Origin of the sequence: Fulvivirga ulvae, from assembly GCF_021389975.1 — a bacterium.
GTDB classification, from domain to species: domain Bacteria; phylum Bacteroidota; class Bacteroidia; order Cytophagales; family Cyclobacteriaceae; genus Fulvivirga; species Fulvivirga ulvae.
In genome coordinates, this window is record NZ_CP089981.1 from 2,832,049 (window position 1) to 2,848,422 (window position 16,374).

General features: G+C 42.5%; 15 protein-coding genes. 7 read left to right on the forward strand and 8 right to left on the reverse strand.

The window, feature by feature from the left end; genetic code table 11:
- Nucleotides 1-4 precede the first annotated feature (4 nt).
- The 5 genes from secA to LVD17_RS11815 form a co-directional block, all read right to left on the reverse strand.
- Nucleotides 5-3,349: a preprotein translocase subunit SecA gene (gene secA / locus LVD17_RS11795; RefSeq protein ID WP_233766989.1), complete on the reverse strand. Its 3,345-nt coding sequence runs from the start codon at nt 3,347-3,349 to the stop codon at nt 5-7.
- Between the two features lie 65 nt (nt 3,350-3,414).
- Entirely contained in the window at nt 3,415-4,197 is a 783-nt protein-coding gene (gene dapF / locus LVD17_RS11800; protein WP_233766991.1) for a diaminopimelate epimerase, read from the reverse strand.
- Nucleotides 4,198-4,286: 89 nt separating this feature from the next.
- On the reverse strand, nt 4,287-4,541 hold the full coding sequence (locus LVD17_RS11805; protein WP_233766992.1) for a DUF4834 family protein: 255 nt from the start codon (nt 4,539-4,541) through the stop codon (nt 4,287-4,289).
- A 25-nt stretch (nt 4,542-4,566) separates the two neighbouring features.
- Nucleotides 4,567-7,380, reverse strand: a complete 2,814-nt coding sequence (gene carB, locus LVD17_RS11810; RefSeq protein ID WP_233766993.1) for a carbamoyl-phosphate synthase large subunit — start codon at nt 7,378-7,380, stop codon at nt 4,567-4,569.
- Nucleotides 7,381-7,570: 190 nt separating this feature from the next.
- The gene (locus LVD17_RS11815) at nt 7,571-7,813 is read right to left on the reverse strand and encodes a hypothetical protein (protein ID WP_233766995.1); all 243 of its coding nucleotides are present in this window, start codon (nt 7,811-7,813) and stop codon (nt 7,571-7,573) included.
- A 91-nt stretch (nt 7,814-7,904) separates the two neighbouring features.
- Between LVD17_RS11815 and LVD17_RS11820 the strand changes: the two genes are divergently transcribed.
- Both LVD17_RS11820 and LVD17_RS11825 read left to right on the forward strand, forming a co-directional pair.
- Nucleotides 7,905-8,072, forward strand: coding sequence for a hypothetical protein (locus tag LVD17_RS11820; protein WP_233766997.1), 168 nt, complete (start codon nt 7,905-7,907; stop codon nt 8,070-8,072).
- 261 nt (nt 8,073-8,333) lie between these two features.
- Nucleotides 8,334-9,008, forward strand: a complete 675-nt coding sequence (locus LVD17_RS11825; RefSeq protein ID WP_233766999.1) for a hypothetical protein — start codon at nt 8,334-8,336, stop codon at nt 9,006-9,008.
- Between the two features lie 179 nt (nt 9,009-9,187).
- On the opposite strand, the gene LVD17_RS11830 is transcribed toward LVD17_RS11825, so the two are convergent.
- Nucleotides 9,188-10,414, reverse strand: coding sequence for a dipeptidase (locus tag LVD17_RS11830; RefSeq protein WP_233767001.1), 1,227 nt, complete (start codon nt 10,412-10,414; stop codon nt 9,188-9,190).
- Between the two features lie 71 nt (nt 10,415-10,485).
- Here LVD17_RS11830 and LVD17_RS11835 point away from each other — a divergent pair, with 71 nt between their 5' ends.
- On the forward strand, nt 10,486-10,740 hold the full coding sequence (locus LVD17_RS11835; RefSeq protein ID WP_233767002.1) for a cytochrome b5 domain-containing protein: 255 nt from the start codon (nt 10,486-10,488) through the stop codon (nt 10,738-10,740).
- Between the two features lie 201 nt (nt 10,741-10,941).
- Here the strand turns inward: LVD17_RS11835 and LVD17_RS11840 are convergent, their stop codons facing one another.
- Nucleotides 10,942-11,718 (reverse strand): peptidase, encoded by a 777-nt coding sequence (locus tag LVD17_RS11840; RefSeq protein ID WP_233767003.1) that lies wholly within the window; start codon nt 11,716-11,718, stop codon nt 10,942-10,944.
- Between the two features lie 68 nt (nt 11,719-11,786).
- Here LVD17_RS11840 and LVD17_RS11845 point away from each other — a divergent pair, with 68 nt between their 5' ends.
- From LVD17_RS11845 to LVD17_RS11860, 4 genes are read left to right on the forward strand one after another with little or no spacing between them, the layout of a single operon-like run.
- Nucleotides 11,787-12,635: an N-acetylglucosamine kinase gene (locus tag LVD17_RS11845; RefSeq protein WP_233767005.1), complete on the forward strand. Its 849-nt coding sequence runs from the start codon at nt 11,787-11,789 to the stop codon at nt 12,633-12,635.
- Nucleotides 12,632-13,453: an N-acetylmuramic acid 6-phosphate etherase gene (gene murQ / locus LVD17_RS11850; protein ID WP_233767007.1), complete on the forward strand. Its 822-nt coding sequence runs from the start codon at nt 12,632-12,634 to the stop codon at nt 13,451-13,453. Before LVD17_RS11845 ends, murQ begins: the two co-directional genes overlap by 4 nt.
- On the forward strand, nt 13,440-14,012 hold the full coding sequence (locus tag LVD17_RS11855) for a hypothetical protein (protein ID WP_233767009.1): 573 nt from the start codon (nt 13,440-13,442) through the stop codon (nt 14,010-14,012). Before murQ ends, LVD17_RS11855 begins: the two co-directional genes overlap by 14 nt.
- A 9-nt stretch (nt 14,013-14,021) precedes the next feature.
- Nucleotides 14,022-15,236 carry an alpha/beta hydrolase family protein gene (locus LVD17_RS11860; protein WP_233767011.1) on the forward strand — a complete coding sequence of 405 codons (1,215 nt, stop codon included), beginning with the start codon at nt 14,022-14,024 and terminating at the stop codon, nt 15,234-15,236.
- Nucleotides 15,237-15,442: 206 nt separating this feature from the next.
- Here LVD17_RS11860 and LVD17_RS11865 read toward each other — a convergent pair whose 3' ends face one another.
- The gene (locus LVD17_RS11865; RefSeq protein WP_233767012.1) at nt 15,443-16,054 is read right to left on the reverse strand and encodes a SprT-like domain-containing protein; all 612 of its coding nucleotides are present in this window, start codon (nt 16,052-16,054) and stop codon (nt 15,443-15,445) included.
- Nucleotides 16,055-16,374 lie beyond the last annotated feature (320 nt).

Below are 16,374 nucleotides of genomic sequence, written 5' to 3' on the forward strand. Positions count from 1 at the left end.
AAAATTAATCTTCAACTAATACGCACTTGTTATTTCTGATATCTTCCTCTACTTTTTTGAATTTTACATCTTTTTCAATGCGACCATCCATATACTGGACAGTAACTTTATCATTTCGACCTACAATCTTTTCTGATTTAAGAGGCATGGTTTTTTCTGCCGGAGGTCTGTTGGCCTGTGCATTGCCACCGCCACTTAGTAACGAACGCGATTCGTCTTTTTGTTCCTGTAGTTTTTGTCTTCTCTGAGATCGTGCCTCTTGTACCTGCTCAGGTTCTTGAATAGGGATATCTGCCTTTACAAGGAATGAGATAGTTTCTTCATTAACTTTGGCAATAAACCGTTTGAAAAGCTCAAAACCTTCGAATTTATAGATCAAAAGAGGATCTTTTTGTTCGTAAACGGCATTCTGGACACTTTGCTTCAGGTCGTCCATTTCTCGCAGGTGGTCTTTCCATAACTGGTCAATAATGGCAAGGGTTGCCATTTTTTCCATTGCTTTTACCAACTCAGCGTTTTCGGTCTGTACACATTTTTTTAGGTTAGCGGCCACACCAATTTGCTTTTTGCCATCAGTAAATGGCACCATGATGTTCTCAATGTTGGCTCCCCTTGTTTCATCTATGTTTTTAATGATAGGCAGAGACTTTTCCGCAATTCCTTTGTTTTTCCGCTTGTAGTACTCGTAAGCCTGGTGGTAAAGCTTGTCAGTTAATTGCTCTGCAGAAATCCTTTCAAAATCCTCTTTGGAAATTTCGAAGTCAATACCTAACACTCCGAGTACAGTGAGTTTGAAGCTTTCAAAGTTCTCACCACCTTTTGTATTGACTACTATATCTTCGCACGTATCATAGAGCATGGTCATGATATCAAGCTGAAGTCGCTCACCAAACAGGGCGTTTCTTCTTCTTTTATAAATCACCTCTCTTTGAGAGTTCATTACATCATCATACTCCAGTAGCCTTTTTCTTATACCGAAGTTATTTTCTTCCACTTTCTTCTGAGCACGCTCAATGGATTTGGTTACCATAGAATGAGAAATAACTTCTCCTTCCTGTAAGCCGAGTTTATCCATGATACGCGCTATACGTTCAGGCATAAACATCCGCATCAGGTTGTCTTCCAGGGAAACGAAGAATTGCGATGAACCCGGATCTCCCTGGCGACCTGAACGACCTCTTAGCTGTCTGTCTACACGTCTGGATTCATGTCTTTCCGTACCTACAATAGCAAGACCGCCGGCGGCTTTGGATTCAGGGGAAAGCTTAATATCGGTACCTCTACCTGCCATGTTTGTAGCAATGGTTACAGTACCGGGCTTTCCGGCTTCAGCCACAACCTCTGCCTCTCTCTGGTGCTGTTTCGCATTAAGTACCTGGTGCTTAATCTTTCTCATATTAAGCATTCGGCTCAGCAATTCGGAAATCTCCACAGAAGTGGTACCTACAAGTACCGGGCGGCCCTGTTCGGTCAGGCTTACCACCTCATCTACTACGGCATTGAATTTCTCCCGAACTGTTTTGTAAACCATATCCTGCTTGTCTGCTCTTGCGATAGGTTTGTTTGTAGGTATTACTACTACATCCAGCTCATAAATTTCCCAAAATTCACCAGCTTCAGTTTCGGCTGTACCAGTCATACCGGCAAGTTTATGGTACATCCTGAAATAATTTTGTAAAGTTACCGTAGCATACGTCTGGGTAGCATCTTCAACTTTTACATTCTCCTTGGCTTCTATCGCCTGGTGAAGACCGTCAGAGTATCTCCTCCCTTCCATTACACGACCTGTCTGTTCATCTACGATTTTAACTTTCCCATCTACGAGAATATATTCCGTATCCTTTTCAAACAGTGTGTAGGCTTTCAGAAGCTGATTGACAGAGTGTATGCGCTGAGATTTTACAGCATAATCCTTAACGATCTCATCTTTCTTGGCCACTTTTTCTTCATCGGTCATTTGCTCATCCTTTTCCAGTTGAGCGATTTCAGTACCAATGTCAGGCATAATAAAGAAGTTTTGATCCTCTCCTTCACCAGTGATGAGGTCTATACCTTTTTCTGTAAGTTCTATGCTATTGTGCTTCTCATCGATAGTAAAATATAGAGGTTCATCTGCCTCTGGCATCATTTTTTGATTATCCTGCAGGTAGAAATTCTCTGTTTTCTGCAGAATTTGCCTGATACCCGGTTCGCTGAGGTATTTGATCAACGGTTTGTGCTTTGGAAGCCCCCGGTATGCTCTGAAAAGCGCTAAACCTCCTTCTTTTTCATTTTGATCAGCCATAAGCTTCTTGGCTTCCACCAAAAACAGGGAGGTAACTTTCTTTTGTGCCTCTACAAGTTTATTGATCCTTGGCTTGAGGTCGTAAAACTCATGTTCATCACCTCTTGGTACCGGACCCGAAATAATCAGTGGTGTTCTGGCTTCATCAATAAGTACGGAGTCAACCTCATCGACCATGGCGTAGTGATGCTTTCTTTGTACAAGCTCTTGCGGGTCGCGGGACATATTGTCCCGAAGGTAATCGAAGCCGAACTCGTTATTGGTGCCGTATGTAATATCTGCAAGATAGGCCTTCCTTCTGGCGTCTGAGTTTGGATCATGCTTATCAATACAATCTACCCTTAGGCCGTGGAACTCAAATATAGGGGCCATCCACTCGCTATCTCTTTTTGCGAGGTAGTCGTTAACAGTTACCACATGCACACCTCTTTTAGCCAGGGCATTGAGGAATGCCGGTAAAGTAGCTACAAGAGTTTTACCTTCACCGGTAGCCATCTCGGCGATTTTCCCCTGATGTAATACGATACCTCCTATAAGCTGTACGTCATAGTGTAGCATTTCCCAGGTTACCTCGGTACCCGCGGCCAGCCATTTATTATGCCAGATGGCTTTTTCTCCCTGTATTTCTACATTTGATTTTTCAGCAGCGATTGTTTTGTCATGCATTGTAGCGGTTACTTCCAGCTTTTTGTTTTCTTTAAGTCTTCTGGCAGTTTCCTTTACTACGGCAAAGGCGGGAGGAAGCACGTCCATCAAAACTTTTTCAAGCTCTTTGTTTCTGTTCTCTTCCAGTTTATCTATTTCGGAGAAAACCTCTTCCTTTTCATGAATGTCAAGATCGGGGTTGTCCTCAATTTTTTGATGTAACGCAGCTATTTGATCATCAATGCCTTTAAGCGAGGCATTTATTTGTTCTTGTATTTCTGTGGTCTTATTTCTTAGTTCGTCATCGCTAATGCTCGCAAACTGAGCATATTCCTGGTTGATCTTGTCAACCAGAGGCATCAAAGTCTTGATATCTTTTTCAGACTTTGTACCGAATATCTTTGCAATAAAATTTAACATAGTCGCTCCTGTTTTCTATCTTTCGACCTTAAAGTTAAGGTGTTTTTAATTAAATCTTTTACCTATTACACTGGCATTTCAATGGCGCCTTCAAAAACTCTTTCTGCGGGTCCTATAAGATAAACTTCAGAATAACTGCCATCATCTTGCTTTTTGAATTCTACCGCCAGTGTTCCTCCCATGGTATTGACGGTAACCGGACTTTCAAGACCTTTATGACTGGCAGAAATGGCCGCAGCCGTAACTCCTGTGCCGCAGGAAAGTGTTTCATTTTCAACACCTCTTTCATAAGTTCTGGCGAAGATTTCCGAGTTGCCCGTAATTTCAACAAAGTTCACATTTACTCCGGCCTCCTTAAATAATCCGCCGTTGCGGATGGCTTTTCCTTCGTCATACACCCTGTAATTCTTTACATTGATCACATACTTGATCAGGTGTGGTGAGCCCGTATCAATAAACATACCATCTGCCATTAACCTGACATTTTGTACATTAGCCATTTTTAATCTTACAGCTTCATTGTCAAGGATTTCTGCCAGGTGCTCACCATCATAGGCCAGAAAACGCGTTGATTTGTCGACTATCCCCAAATAACTGGCAAAATTTACAGCGCACCTGCTGCCATTTCCGCAAAGGCTCTGACTGCCATCCGGGTTGTAGTAAACCATTTCGAAGTCATAGTTGTCGTGGTCCTGGATCAGGATCAGCCCGTCTGCACCGATACCAAATTTACGGTCACACAGTTTTTGTATCTGTTTTGAAGAAAAGCGGTGCTGCGTACTGCGGTTGTCAATGAGTATGAAATCATTACCTGTAGCCTGATATTTATAAAATTTGATATTATCCATGTGCTATACTAAAATGAAAAACCCCGTTTCGGAAATTGCCAGATTTTGGCGGACCGAAACGGGGTCTAAAATAACAATTTTGATATAATTTATTTTATTTCCTCATAATCAACGTATTCACCGCCCTTAAAAGCTTTTGGTGACTTGTTTGAGCCATTTTTTGGAACATAATCAATGTTTACATTCCCGTCGTTGCTCCTTCCGGACTGATATTGCTGATTTTGGTATGCCCTTCCTCCTGATCTGTCAGCTGCTGATCTTCCAATGAGAATCCTGAAAAAAAGACCCAGAAGTTTGAAAAACAGAAACCCTATCAGAAACGCAATAATCAGAAATTTCAACATATTTTTACTCTTTTTATTATTATACTTATTTACTCAGATATAAGTTTCGTTCAGAGTATATTTTTAGGAAATAGTCGTCCATCAGGTCATCAATGAAATAAATGGCTTCTCCGGTAGATTTCATCTCAGGGCCAAGCTCTTTATTTACATTAGGGAATTTATCAAATGAGAACACCGGTTCCTTAATGGCATAACCATGCTTTTTAGGGTTAAATTTAAAGTCTTTAACCTTCTTTTCACCTAACATTACTTTAACAGCATAGTTAACGTATGGTTCATCATATGCTTTGCAAATAAATGGAACCGTACGGGATGCCCTTGGGTTGGCCTCAATGATATATACCTTATCATCTTTAATGGCAAATTGTATATTGATAAGACCTACGGTGTTAAGTGCCAGTGCTATCTTTTTAGTATACGCCTCAATCTGGCGGATCACGAAGTCTCCCAAGTTATAAGGAGGCAGCACCGCATAGGAGTCTCCGGAATGAATACCTGCCGGCTCTATGTGCTGCATAATGCCGATTATGTGTACATCCTCTCCATCGCAGATAGCATCTGCTTCAGCTTCTATAGCTCCATCAAGAAAGTGGTCAAGCAATACTTTGTTACCTGGTATTTTTTTGAGAATATCAATAATGTGTGATTCAAGTTCTTTTTCATTGATCACGATCTTCATGCTTTGGCCACCTAATACGTAAGAAGGTCTTACAAGCAGCGGGAACCCGATCTCTTTTGACAGCTCAATAGCGGTTTCAGCATCTTCAGCCACACCAAATTGCGGGTAAGGTATATCGTTTTCCCTCAGAATGTTGGAGAAACTACCTCTGTCCTCAGCAAGATCAAGTGACTGGAAGTTAGTGCCCAGAATCCTGATGCCATACTTTTCGAGTTTCTCGGCGAGCTTTAGTGCTGTCTGTCCGCCAAGCTGAACGATTACACCTTCAGGTTTTTCATGCTCGATGATATCATAAATGTGCTCCCAGAAAACAGGTTCGAAATATAGCTTGTCAGCTACATCGAAGTCTGTAGAAACTGTCTCGGGGTTGCAGTTGATCATGATAGTCTCATAACCACACTCTTTAGCTGCCAAAATGCCATGCACACAAGAGTAATCAAATTCAATACCCTGACCTATCCTGTTTGGACCTGACCCTAAAACTACTATCTTTTTCCGGTCAGTAATTTTCGATTCATTTTCCTGGTCAAAGGTAGAGTAGTAATATGGTGTTTGAGCTTCAAATTCGGCTGCACAGGTATCTACAAGTTTGTAAACCCTGTTGACGCCCAACTCCTTTCGCTTACTGCGAACTTCGCTCTCCCAGCAATTCATGAGGTGGCCTAACTGGCGATCGGCGTAGCCTTTTTCTTTGGCTGATCTAAGCAGGGCCGCGGGGATATTATCTATAGTATATTTTGAGATTTCATTTTCCAAAACGATCAGTTCTTCGATCTGGATAAGGAACCATTTGTCTATTTTAGTAAGGTTCTGAATAGTTTTAAATGGTATTCCCAGCTTGAAGGCATCATAGATATGGAAAAGTCTGTTCCAGCTCGGGTGTTCCAGACTTTCGAGGATCTCCTGCTGTTTTGTCAGTTCTTTGCCATCAGCTCCTAGTCCGTTTCTTTTGATTTCAAGGGACTGACATGCTTTTTGCAGGGCTTCCTGGAAATTTCTTCCGATACCCATTACTTCACCAACAGACTTCATCTGCAGGCCAAGCTTTTTATTTGAACCCTGGAATTTATCAAAGTTCCAGCGAGGTATTTTAACAATCACATAGTCAAGTGCGGGCTCAAAGTATGCGGATGTGGTACCTGTAATTGCATTTTTAAGCTCATCAAGGTTGTAGCCTATAGCCAGCTTTGCAGCAATTTTTGCTATGGGGTAGCCTGTTGCTTTTGATGCAAGGGCCGATGATCTTGATACTCTGGGGTTGATCTCAATGCCCACGATATCATCATTTTCAGGGTTAACCGCAAACTGGACATTGCAACCTCCGGCGAACATACCTATACCATTCATCATTTTGATGGCAAGGTTACGCATCTCCTGATATACAGTATCCGGTAGTGTCATGGCTGGGGCTACGGTGATGGAGTCTCCCGTATGTACACCCATCGGATCAAAGTTCTCTATTGAGCAGATAATGATAATGTTACCTTTGCTGTCTCTAAGCAATTCCAGTTCATATTCTTTCCAGCCCAGAATGCTTTGCTCGATAAGTACCTCATGAATAGGCGAGGTATGTAATCCGTGGGTAAGTGCTTTTTCAAACTCATCCGGTGTATTGACAAAACCACCGCCGGAACCCCCCAGCGTGTAAGATGGCCTGATAACAAGCGGGAAGCCAATTTCCTGGGCGATTTCCTTACCTTGAAGAAATGAGGTGGCTGTTTCTCCTTTACAGACATGAACACCCAACTCGTTCATTTTAAGCCGGAATTTCTCCCTGTCTTCCGTGGTTTCTATTGCGTTAATATCAACACCTATGATCTTTACACCGAAGTGCTCCCAAATACCAGCTTTTTGACAATCGATAGCCAGGTTCAATGCAGTTTGCCCTCCCATGGTAGGAAGTACGGCATCTACATTGTGCTTTTGTAAGATTTCCCTGATTGACTGCTTGGTAAGAGGTTTAAGATAGATGTGATCTGCGGTGACCTTGTCGGTCATGATTGTTGCCGGGTTAGAGTTAATCAAAATAACTTCTATTCCCTCTTCTCTTAACGAACGTGATGCTTGAGAACCTGAATAATCGAATTCACATGCTTGACCGATGACAATAGGCCCGCTTCCGATAATTAAAACTGACCTGATGCTTCTATCTCTTGGCATTTAATGGTGATTGTGTAGAGTTAAATGAATGACTTTTGTATAAATTGGCACAAAGTTATAGGAAAATGAATAGAATAAAAATGTAATGCGGGTAGGGGCTTCCTTTAATCAGGATTTTTTAATTTCCTTAAATCCACCGGGTTCCCGAAAATGATTGAATATGGGTGACTAAGAGCAGTTTAAAGATGATTTAAATTATTTTTTTCACCTTCTGATTTTCTGTGGAAGCATCTATCATTTTGAGCCAGCTTACTGTTTCTCCCGTAGCCACTGATTCATAGACGTAGGCATTATCAATCACCAGCAACTTGCACTTACCCAAGTCATACCTCAGGGCTTCTACAAAATCACCTTCTGCCAACGGCGTATTTTCCAGATCTTTTAAAACTGGCAATCCCGGCTCCTGCTTTTTCTTTTTGAATAGGCCAAACATACGAGCCACCAAATTAATGGATTTTATCAATTGCCAACAGCGGATTGAGACTTTTCTAAATTTTTTTCAAGGAGCCATAATCCTTTACTTCATGGCTATTGCCAGTGCAGTAGATAGCAGCAGCTTTCGAGAAGGGTATTTGATTAGAAGATGGGCTTACCATGATAGCGGCATGTTTTGGAACGTATTTGCGGGCTATGGCAGAGATGTGCTGCAGACATATTTGCTGATAATAGCTTACAGAAACCATAAAGAGTGATATTATAATTATACTGGTGACTTTATAATATTTTCTTTGAAATTCCATCATTCTAAATCTTAGTAAGAGTATTAACGCAAAGGTTAATCGGAAGATCAGAAGTAGTGGCCAAATACAGGCTATCAGGGACAGACGGTTTTTTAAACAATATGAATTACAAATGGAAACCCTTCACCGTCATACATGTCTTTGTGGTGTAAGCAGTACAAGCTTTGGCTTTAATATTAAAGTTTGCACTCCTAATTTTAACCTATATCACAAATGAGAAGAATACTTATTGTTGCTGCCATTTCTTTTATGGGCATTGCAACCTATGCCCAGGACTATTACTATGAGCGCGATACTATTTATGAAGAGGTTACGGTTTCTGAATTTAAGCGCCAAAGAGACGAGGTAAGGACATTATCCGGAGGTGGTGGTTATCATTCCGGAGGTTTTGGAGCGGTATCATTCAAGAGCTCGGAGTTTCAGGACAAGATACTCGTAATGGGTGGTTTCCGGGCCGGATGGATCATCAACCGTACCCTGGCCATTGGCTTTGAGGGTTATGGGGTAATACCCACCGCAGAGTTTGATAATATCGTGCCGGGAAGGAATGCAGTACTCCTCGGAGGCTACGGAGGTATGTTTTTAGAACCTATTATCTTTTCCAACCAGGTTGTGCATGTCACCTTTCCTCTGGCTGGCGGTGCGGGTTGGCTTGGCCTGCACGATGACTGGGAAGAGGACTATGATCGTGACGAGGAGATCATTGATGAGGATGTGTTCTGGTATGTGGAGCCCGGGGTGGCGCTGGAGCTGAATGTATCCCGGCACTTCAGGATAAATTGCGGTATTTCTAAAAGATTTACCGAAGATCTGAAATTGCTGGCTTCAGATGCCAATGAATTTGAGAAGTTAAATTACTTTCTGACGTTGAAGTTTGGTAAGTTCTAAGCAGCTGACATAGAAACAAGAGAATTGACAGGTCCGGAAAAGCGCTGCAGTTTTAAAAGGATAAATTAAGAATAGTTAAGTAGCACCAGGTATTATTTGGTGCTACCTAACTCTTGTTTAGATAAATTGTAGTCTACACATAAATATTTTGGCTCTCAAGCCATGTGAAAATTTACCGTTTAGTTAGAAGCGGCTACCCTGGCGGTTTCTTCCCACACTCTGAACACATTCTTGTAACATATTTTTTCAATATCTTCTTCTGAATAGCCCCTTTTGAGCAATTCATAGATCAGGTTAGGGTAATGAGACACATCTTTCAGCCCTTCAGGAAGTGTATCCCCAACACCATCAAAGTCAGAACCCAGACCAACATGGTCAATACCTGCTATTTTCACCACCTGGTCAATATGGTCAGCCACCTTCTGCACGTTGCTGTAGATTGGGTTCTCTTTGGAATAGCTAGCTATGTATGCCTTAGCAGCAGAATCTTCGGGGGTAAGGTTGTTTGACTGGAGGTAATCAGTGATATGCTGCCTCACATCACGCGACCGCTGATCCAGGAAAGTAGAGCCGAAGTTGATCTGGATAACACCATCTTTCTCACCCAATAGTTTGATCATCTCATCTGACATATTGCGTTCAAAGCCAGGCGTAAAATGCCTGCATGACGAATGCGAGGCAATAACCGGAGCTTTGCTCAGCTTCATGACCTGATAGAAAGTGCTATCAGAAATATGTGAAACATCGATCATGATACCTACATTGTTCATTTCACTGACTACCTCACGTCCAAAAGCACTGAGTCCATTCCATGTACGGGTAGTGTCATAAGAGGAGTCGCAAATCAGGTTGTCTTTAGAGTGTGTGAGGGTAATGTACCGGATGCCACGCTGGTGGAAATAAGCTACATTACTGAGGTCGTCACCTATTGGTGCTCCATTTTCCATACCCATAGGCAGAGAGATTTTACCCGATGCAAATTGTTCCTTAACCTGCTCAGGAGAAGTTGCAATGGCAAACTTGTCAGGATATGCTTGTGTAATTGACCTTACCATATTTATAAGGCTGTCAGCCAGCTCTTTAGCTCCGCCAGTTTCCTGATAAGAGGCCGGAATATAGATAGACATAAACGGAGCGTCAAGGCCACCTTTCTTTGCTCGTTCGTAGTCGAAGTCACCTTTTTCCGTTTTGATAAGTATCTCTTTATCAGATTCAATATTAAAGTTATCCTCTTTCAACCTGTAAGGCAGATCAATATGGCCATCCGTAATGATGAATTTATGAGCCAGCTCATTGGCCCTTATCTGAAGGTCGGCATCAGATATTTCAGTGGATTCTTCGGTTTGCCCGGGTTGACATCCCATCAGGATGACCAACAGAAATAATATTGGTTTGATAATTTTCATTAGCTGGTTATGTTTGTTTTGCGTTTTCTAACTTTGAAAGTTATGCAAAATAATCAATTAACCTTTTAATAGTGGAGTCAGGCAACTTACCTTTTTATACAACCGGCCAATTAGCCCTGAGAAACGGTCAGGATAAAGAAGAAGTATGGATTGCTTACAGAGGTATCATTTATGATGTCACTAAATCTAAACTTTGGAGAGATGGTAAACACTATGAACACTGGGCTGGCCAGGACCTGACCAAAGAACTCGCTGATGCCCCTCATAACGAGAATGTATTTGACAAGTTTAAAGCAGTAGGGAAACTTGCTCCACTTCCAAATTAGTAGTTAGTGGACAGTTCGGTGCCGGATTCGAGGAATTGGTGGTGTTTCGGTGACCAGTGATCAGTAATCGGAAGATTCAGTCGGCACCAGGCAAAGGAAGTAGGCAAAATTGGTTCCTTTTAAGTAACCAGTCCCTCAGCCATTAGATACCAGCCCCAGTTACTAATCCCCCAGAAAACCAGCAACCAGCCCCCGGCAACCCTACTTCCCTCCATTTCCTTTAAGGTCAGTGATGCATTGCGTGTCGAGTGTGGGCGGGGAACTCATGCCAAGGAGATCGGTAATTCCGGCGCCAGTTTCAGCGGTCCAGTACATAAGGCAGTCTTCGACATTGCAGTGGTGGCCGTGTGCTGTGTCCTGATGCTGGGTGGTCAGCGGAGTTCCATTATTGACGAGGCCGAGGATGTGACCGAATTCGTGGTTCATAACTGTTGACGTAAGCAAACTTGTTGAGGGCTGGCCGAGGCCACCTGAATTATCTTTGATAGTTTTCTGAAATAAGGCCATTGATGTATTCCGGTAGGCAATGCCCAGCACTTTGGAATTGTCAGTATCCTCACTATAGCCTCCATCAGCAAAAAAGAAGTAAGTGGCGATGGTATTCCCACTTGTAAATTGCGTGCGGTTATTATCTTCAATGGCCCTGATGTCACTCACCGTATATTGAGCCTGCCCGGGAGCACTGATCTCACTGGTGACCACAGTGATGTTAGATTTGTTGAGGTGTTGTCCTAAAAATGCTTTCAGATTATTTATTGCAGCAGCGGATGGCTCATAACCGGAAGCATACTGTATTTCAATGATCAGGTTATTATAAGTTTCTGATGATAGAAGGTCATTGGCTGATACCCCGACATTCTGATTATTAGATGGGTTGTTGGTTACTTCATTTTCATCATCATCGCTACATCCGCCGATGAATATTGAAAAAAGGATTAAACTTAATGCCGCAAAGTATTTCAAAAGGTTAATCTTCATAACTTAGTCATTGGTAAGACCTTTATGGTACGTAATAAATATTTGAAGACAAAATTTTTATCGATAAAATGATCCTGATAGCCGATAGCGGGGCAAGTAAAGCCGATTGGAGGTTGATTGACGCAGAAACGAATATTCAGCAGTTTCAGTCGCTTGGCATTAATCCATATCATCAAAAAGCTGAAAATATAAAGGCGGAGATCATGGAATCTTTAAAGCCAAAGATTTCAGATCCTGTGCATCAATTGTTCTTTTATGGCGCAGGCTGTTCTTCGGCCGCCAATAAACAGACACTGAAAACCATTTTTGAAGAGGCTTTTCCCAATGCCTTAATTACCGTTGATCATGATCTAATGGGAGCTGCCAGGTCATTGTGCGGCTATGATCCGGGGATAGCCTGTATTCTCGGTACAGGTGCAAATTCGTGCTATTATGATGGCAACAGTATCACTTCCAATGTCCCTTCGTTGGGGTTCATTATGGGAGATGAGGGTAGTGGTGCCTGGCTGGGTAAAAAGCTGTTGGGTTCTTTTATCCGGGGTGAACTGGGCGATGAACTTGAAAGCAAAATGATCAAACGCTTTGACCTGAACAGGGATACCATTCTTGAACATGTATACCAAAAGCCCTTTCCTGCAAGGTACATGGCAGGGTTTTCCAAATTTATCTTCCAGAACATCAAGCATCCGGTGCTTTACAGGCTGGTGTACCGGGGTTTCGAACTGTTTTTTGAGAAGAATATTGAAAAGTATGATCAATACCGGCAGTTACCCGTACATTTTACCGGATCAGTAGCTTTTTACTACAGTAACATATTGAGGCAAGTGGCCAATGACAGAGGCATAACTGTCAGGAATATTGTGGAGAGCCCAATCGCCGGACTGACTTTATATCATCAAAATAGTGTAATGCGATGAATACCAATACCACCGAATCACCCTCCAACTTTGATAACCTTGAGCAGATGTCTGTTAGAGACATTTTGATAAATATTAATAATGAAGATACCACTGTACCCAAGGCTGTAATGCGTGCCATGCCTCAAATCGAGGCGCTTGTACCGGAAATAGTGAAACAGCTCAAAAAAGGAGGTCGTCTTTTCTACATTGGGGCCGGAACCAGCGGCCGTCTTGGTATAGTCGATGCCTCTGAAATACCTCCGACTTTTGGTATGCCACACGGAGTAGTGATTGGTATTATTGCCGGTGGTGACCAGGCTATCCGCAAGGCAGTAGAGTTTGCCGAGGACGACACCGAGCAGGCCTGGAAAGACATGCAGGAGCACCAGATCAATCATAAAGATGTAGTGATCGGCATTGCAGCCTCTGGCAGAACGCCTTATGTAATAGGAGGGGTGAGAACAGCAAAAGAGCACGGACTTGTAACCGGGTGCATCACCTGTAACCGGGATTCTGAGCTGGCCGGTTCGGTAACTTTTCCTATAGAGGTGGTCGTAGGACCTGAATTCGTGACAGGCAGCACCCGCATGAAAGCAGGTACCGCCCAGAAGCTTGTACTGAATATGATATCCACCACCGTGATGATACAAATGGGACGCGTGAAGGGAAACAAAATGGTCGATATGCAGTTAAGTAATAATAAATTGGTCGACAGGGGCACGCGCATGTTGATGGAAGAACTATCAATAGGTCGTGAAGAGGCAGAAGTGCTTTTGAAAGAACATGGGTCAGTGAGGAAAGTAATAGATTTTATCAGGAAGAATGCACGAGATTGAACCATACTACCGGTGGCTTCATTTATATAATCCGGCAGAAGATGAACGATCTCCCTTTCATGGGAAAGAGTACAATTTTGACCTGTACTCCGAAAATATTTATGGTTACTATATCGATCCCGCCTGGGATTTTATGGGCTCGGAGACTCTCTATCTGAAAATATTGTATGCAGACTATGATGAGGGGTTTGCCATCATCGAGTTTATCGGGGAGTGGAATGATACCATCAATAATGATATCATGCACCTCAAACGCAATGTTATAGAAGCCCTGCTGCATGAAGGTGTCAACAAATACATATTAATAGGTGAAAATATATTCAACTTCCACGGTTCGGACGACTGCTACTACGAAGAGTGGTTTGAGGAGGTGGAGGATGGGTGGATTGCCGCGGTTAACTTTCCTCAGTTTGTGCAGGACGAGCTCAAGAACTTCAATGTAGATTCTTTTGTGAATATGGGAGGAAGTTTGCAAATTGATAAATGGCGTACGCTGAGCCCTCAAAGGTTCTTCCTTTTGGTGAATCAGCTTATACAGAGAAGAATATCCTTACACTAATACCAAAAGATGAAATTATTCAGAAGCTTTTACTCCTATTCGACATTTTCGGTCTTCACATTATTACTCCTTTTCCTTTCTGGCTGCGGTGGCGATGATGATGGTGAAATTGCCCCGGAGATCGTCAAACTTGAAAATAGTGAGGCATTATTTTCGAGGTCGAAAGAAGAAATGGTCACGCTGGCTAATATTGCAGGCTATCCTGAGTTGGCAGCGTATCTGAATTATGATATTAGCATTTACACTATTACCTATAAAACAGATTATCTGGGTCAGGAGATTATAGCCTCCGGATTGGTGGCCTTTCCGGAGACCGGGGAGAGTGTACCTATGATGAGCTTCCAGCATGGCACCATGGTAAAGCATAGTGATGCACCGACCGTAGATACACAGACCTACACCTTCCTGGCCAGCGTTGCCAGTGCAGGATATATTTTCCTCATCCCCGATTTTATCGGATTTGGCAGCTCAAGTGACATACTACACCCCTATTATCGTGCTGATATTACGGCAAGTTCAATTACAGACATGATGATTGCTGCCAGGGAACTTGCATATCTCGAAGGCTATAAGTTTAACGGTAAGGCCTTTCTGTCGGGCTATTCAGAGGGAGGATTTGCTACTATGGCCACTCATAAAGCAATAGAGGAAGACGGCCTGGAAGGTTTTGAACTGGTAGCCTCTGCACCTGCTGCGGGAGGATATGACTTAAAGGGCATGCAAGAATATTTCTTTTCACAGGAGGTTTACCACCAGCCTTATTATATGGCCTACGTGGCACTTTCGTTCAAAAATACCTATGGATGGAACCAGCCGCTGTCAGACTTTTTTCAGGAGCCTTACGCTTCGGAGATTCCTGGCTACTTCGATGGTACCATGTCCGGTGGCTCTATTAACAATAAATTAGATACTGTGGTAGCAGACTTTATAGCACCGGATTTCCTGAATAATGTAGATACGGACCCTAAATATGCTGATATCCGTGCAGCATTTGAAGAGAATAGCGTCGATAATTGGGTGCCACAAAATAAGATGTTTATGTATCACGGTACGGCAGATGTGACTGTACCTTATCAAAACTCGATTGATACTTACGAAAACTTAATATTAGCCGGAGCCTCTTCAACAACCGTCGAATTTATTGCTATTGAAGGAGCAGATCATGGATCAGGGTTTTTCCCCTACCTTCAAGATGTGCTAGGCAGGTTTGAGGCTTTAAAGTAATTCGTGCTTTATCGTTACGGTAATTAACTAGCTTTCCTAATCCTTAAAGGCTTAGGAAAGCACACGCCATAAAAACTTTACCAAACCGCCATATTCTAATTCTTCACAAACCCCGTTTTACCGTTTACCATTCACTGTTTACTGGTCACCACCTACCAAACGCTTCGGTCTTCTGACTCCCGGCTTCCAACTTCAATTACTCATATCTATCCAACAGGTTCTACTTCGGCAACCTTTGAAATAAGGTACTTTCTTTGCGTTTTAATTTCGCAGCATACGTACCGTGTTCTTCGGAGGGTTTCCTTTCTAAAGACCCGTTGCCTAAACTTAAAAAGCTGGCCTGCGGAAATTTCACTCAGGCTTACGCCCGATCTGTTTTCATCATGCTCCTGCAGTGCCCTCATCAGTTGATGGTCATTGCAGGAGGAGGCTTTCGGGTTTTTTAAGTATTGTGCCAGTTTCCTCAATACCTGATCAGGAAAAATATGATTACTCATCATCGGGAGCATCAGTTTCTTGAAATTGTTTTTCCATTCTGTACCATGCGGCCGTACGCTTCTTTTGTACTCGCTGAACGTCACCAGGTGCGCCACTTCATGAATGTAAGTGATCAGGAAAGAATAAGGATTGAGATCGTTGTTTACAGTGATTACATGCAGCTTGAGTTTAGGATCATACCTGTAGTCCCCAAGCTTGGAGGCACGTTTGTTTTTGATCTTGAAAGTAAAGCCATGCTCCACCCATAACTTATAGCAATAGTCAATGGAGTGCTCTGGTAAAAATTTCTGAACTGCGGACTTAAAGCGTGCTTCACTCATATACAAAAAACTCCTCAAAAATAATTGTTTTTTTGAAATAGGCCAGACTGCAGGCTTTTCTCATTTTTTATTGAAAAGGGTCAAAGTTTCGCTGTCGTAAATCTCTGAAATGTCCAAATAATCTAAAATATAACATCCACATCCCTTATCCGAAACATTGCATACCCCCCTCAGAATCAATAAAGAATAAATTAGCAGTGTGGATTGGCTGAATAGAAGAGCATATTCAGGACGAGCTTAAAGACCTTACGATACGGCATTGTTCTGACTTTGAGACTTACAAGAGACTCAAGGCACCTCATGGCATATAAGAAAGGGAT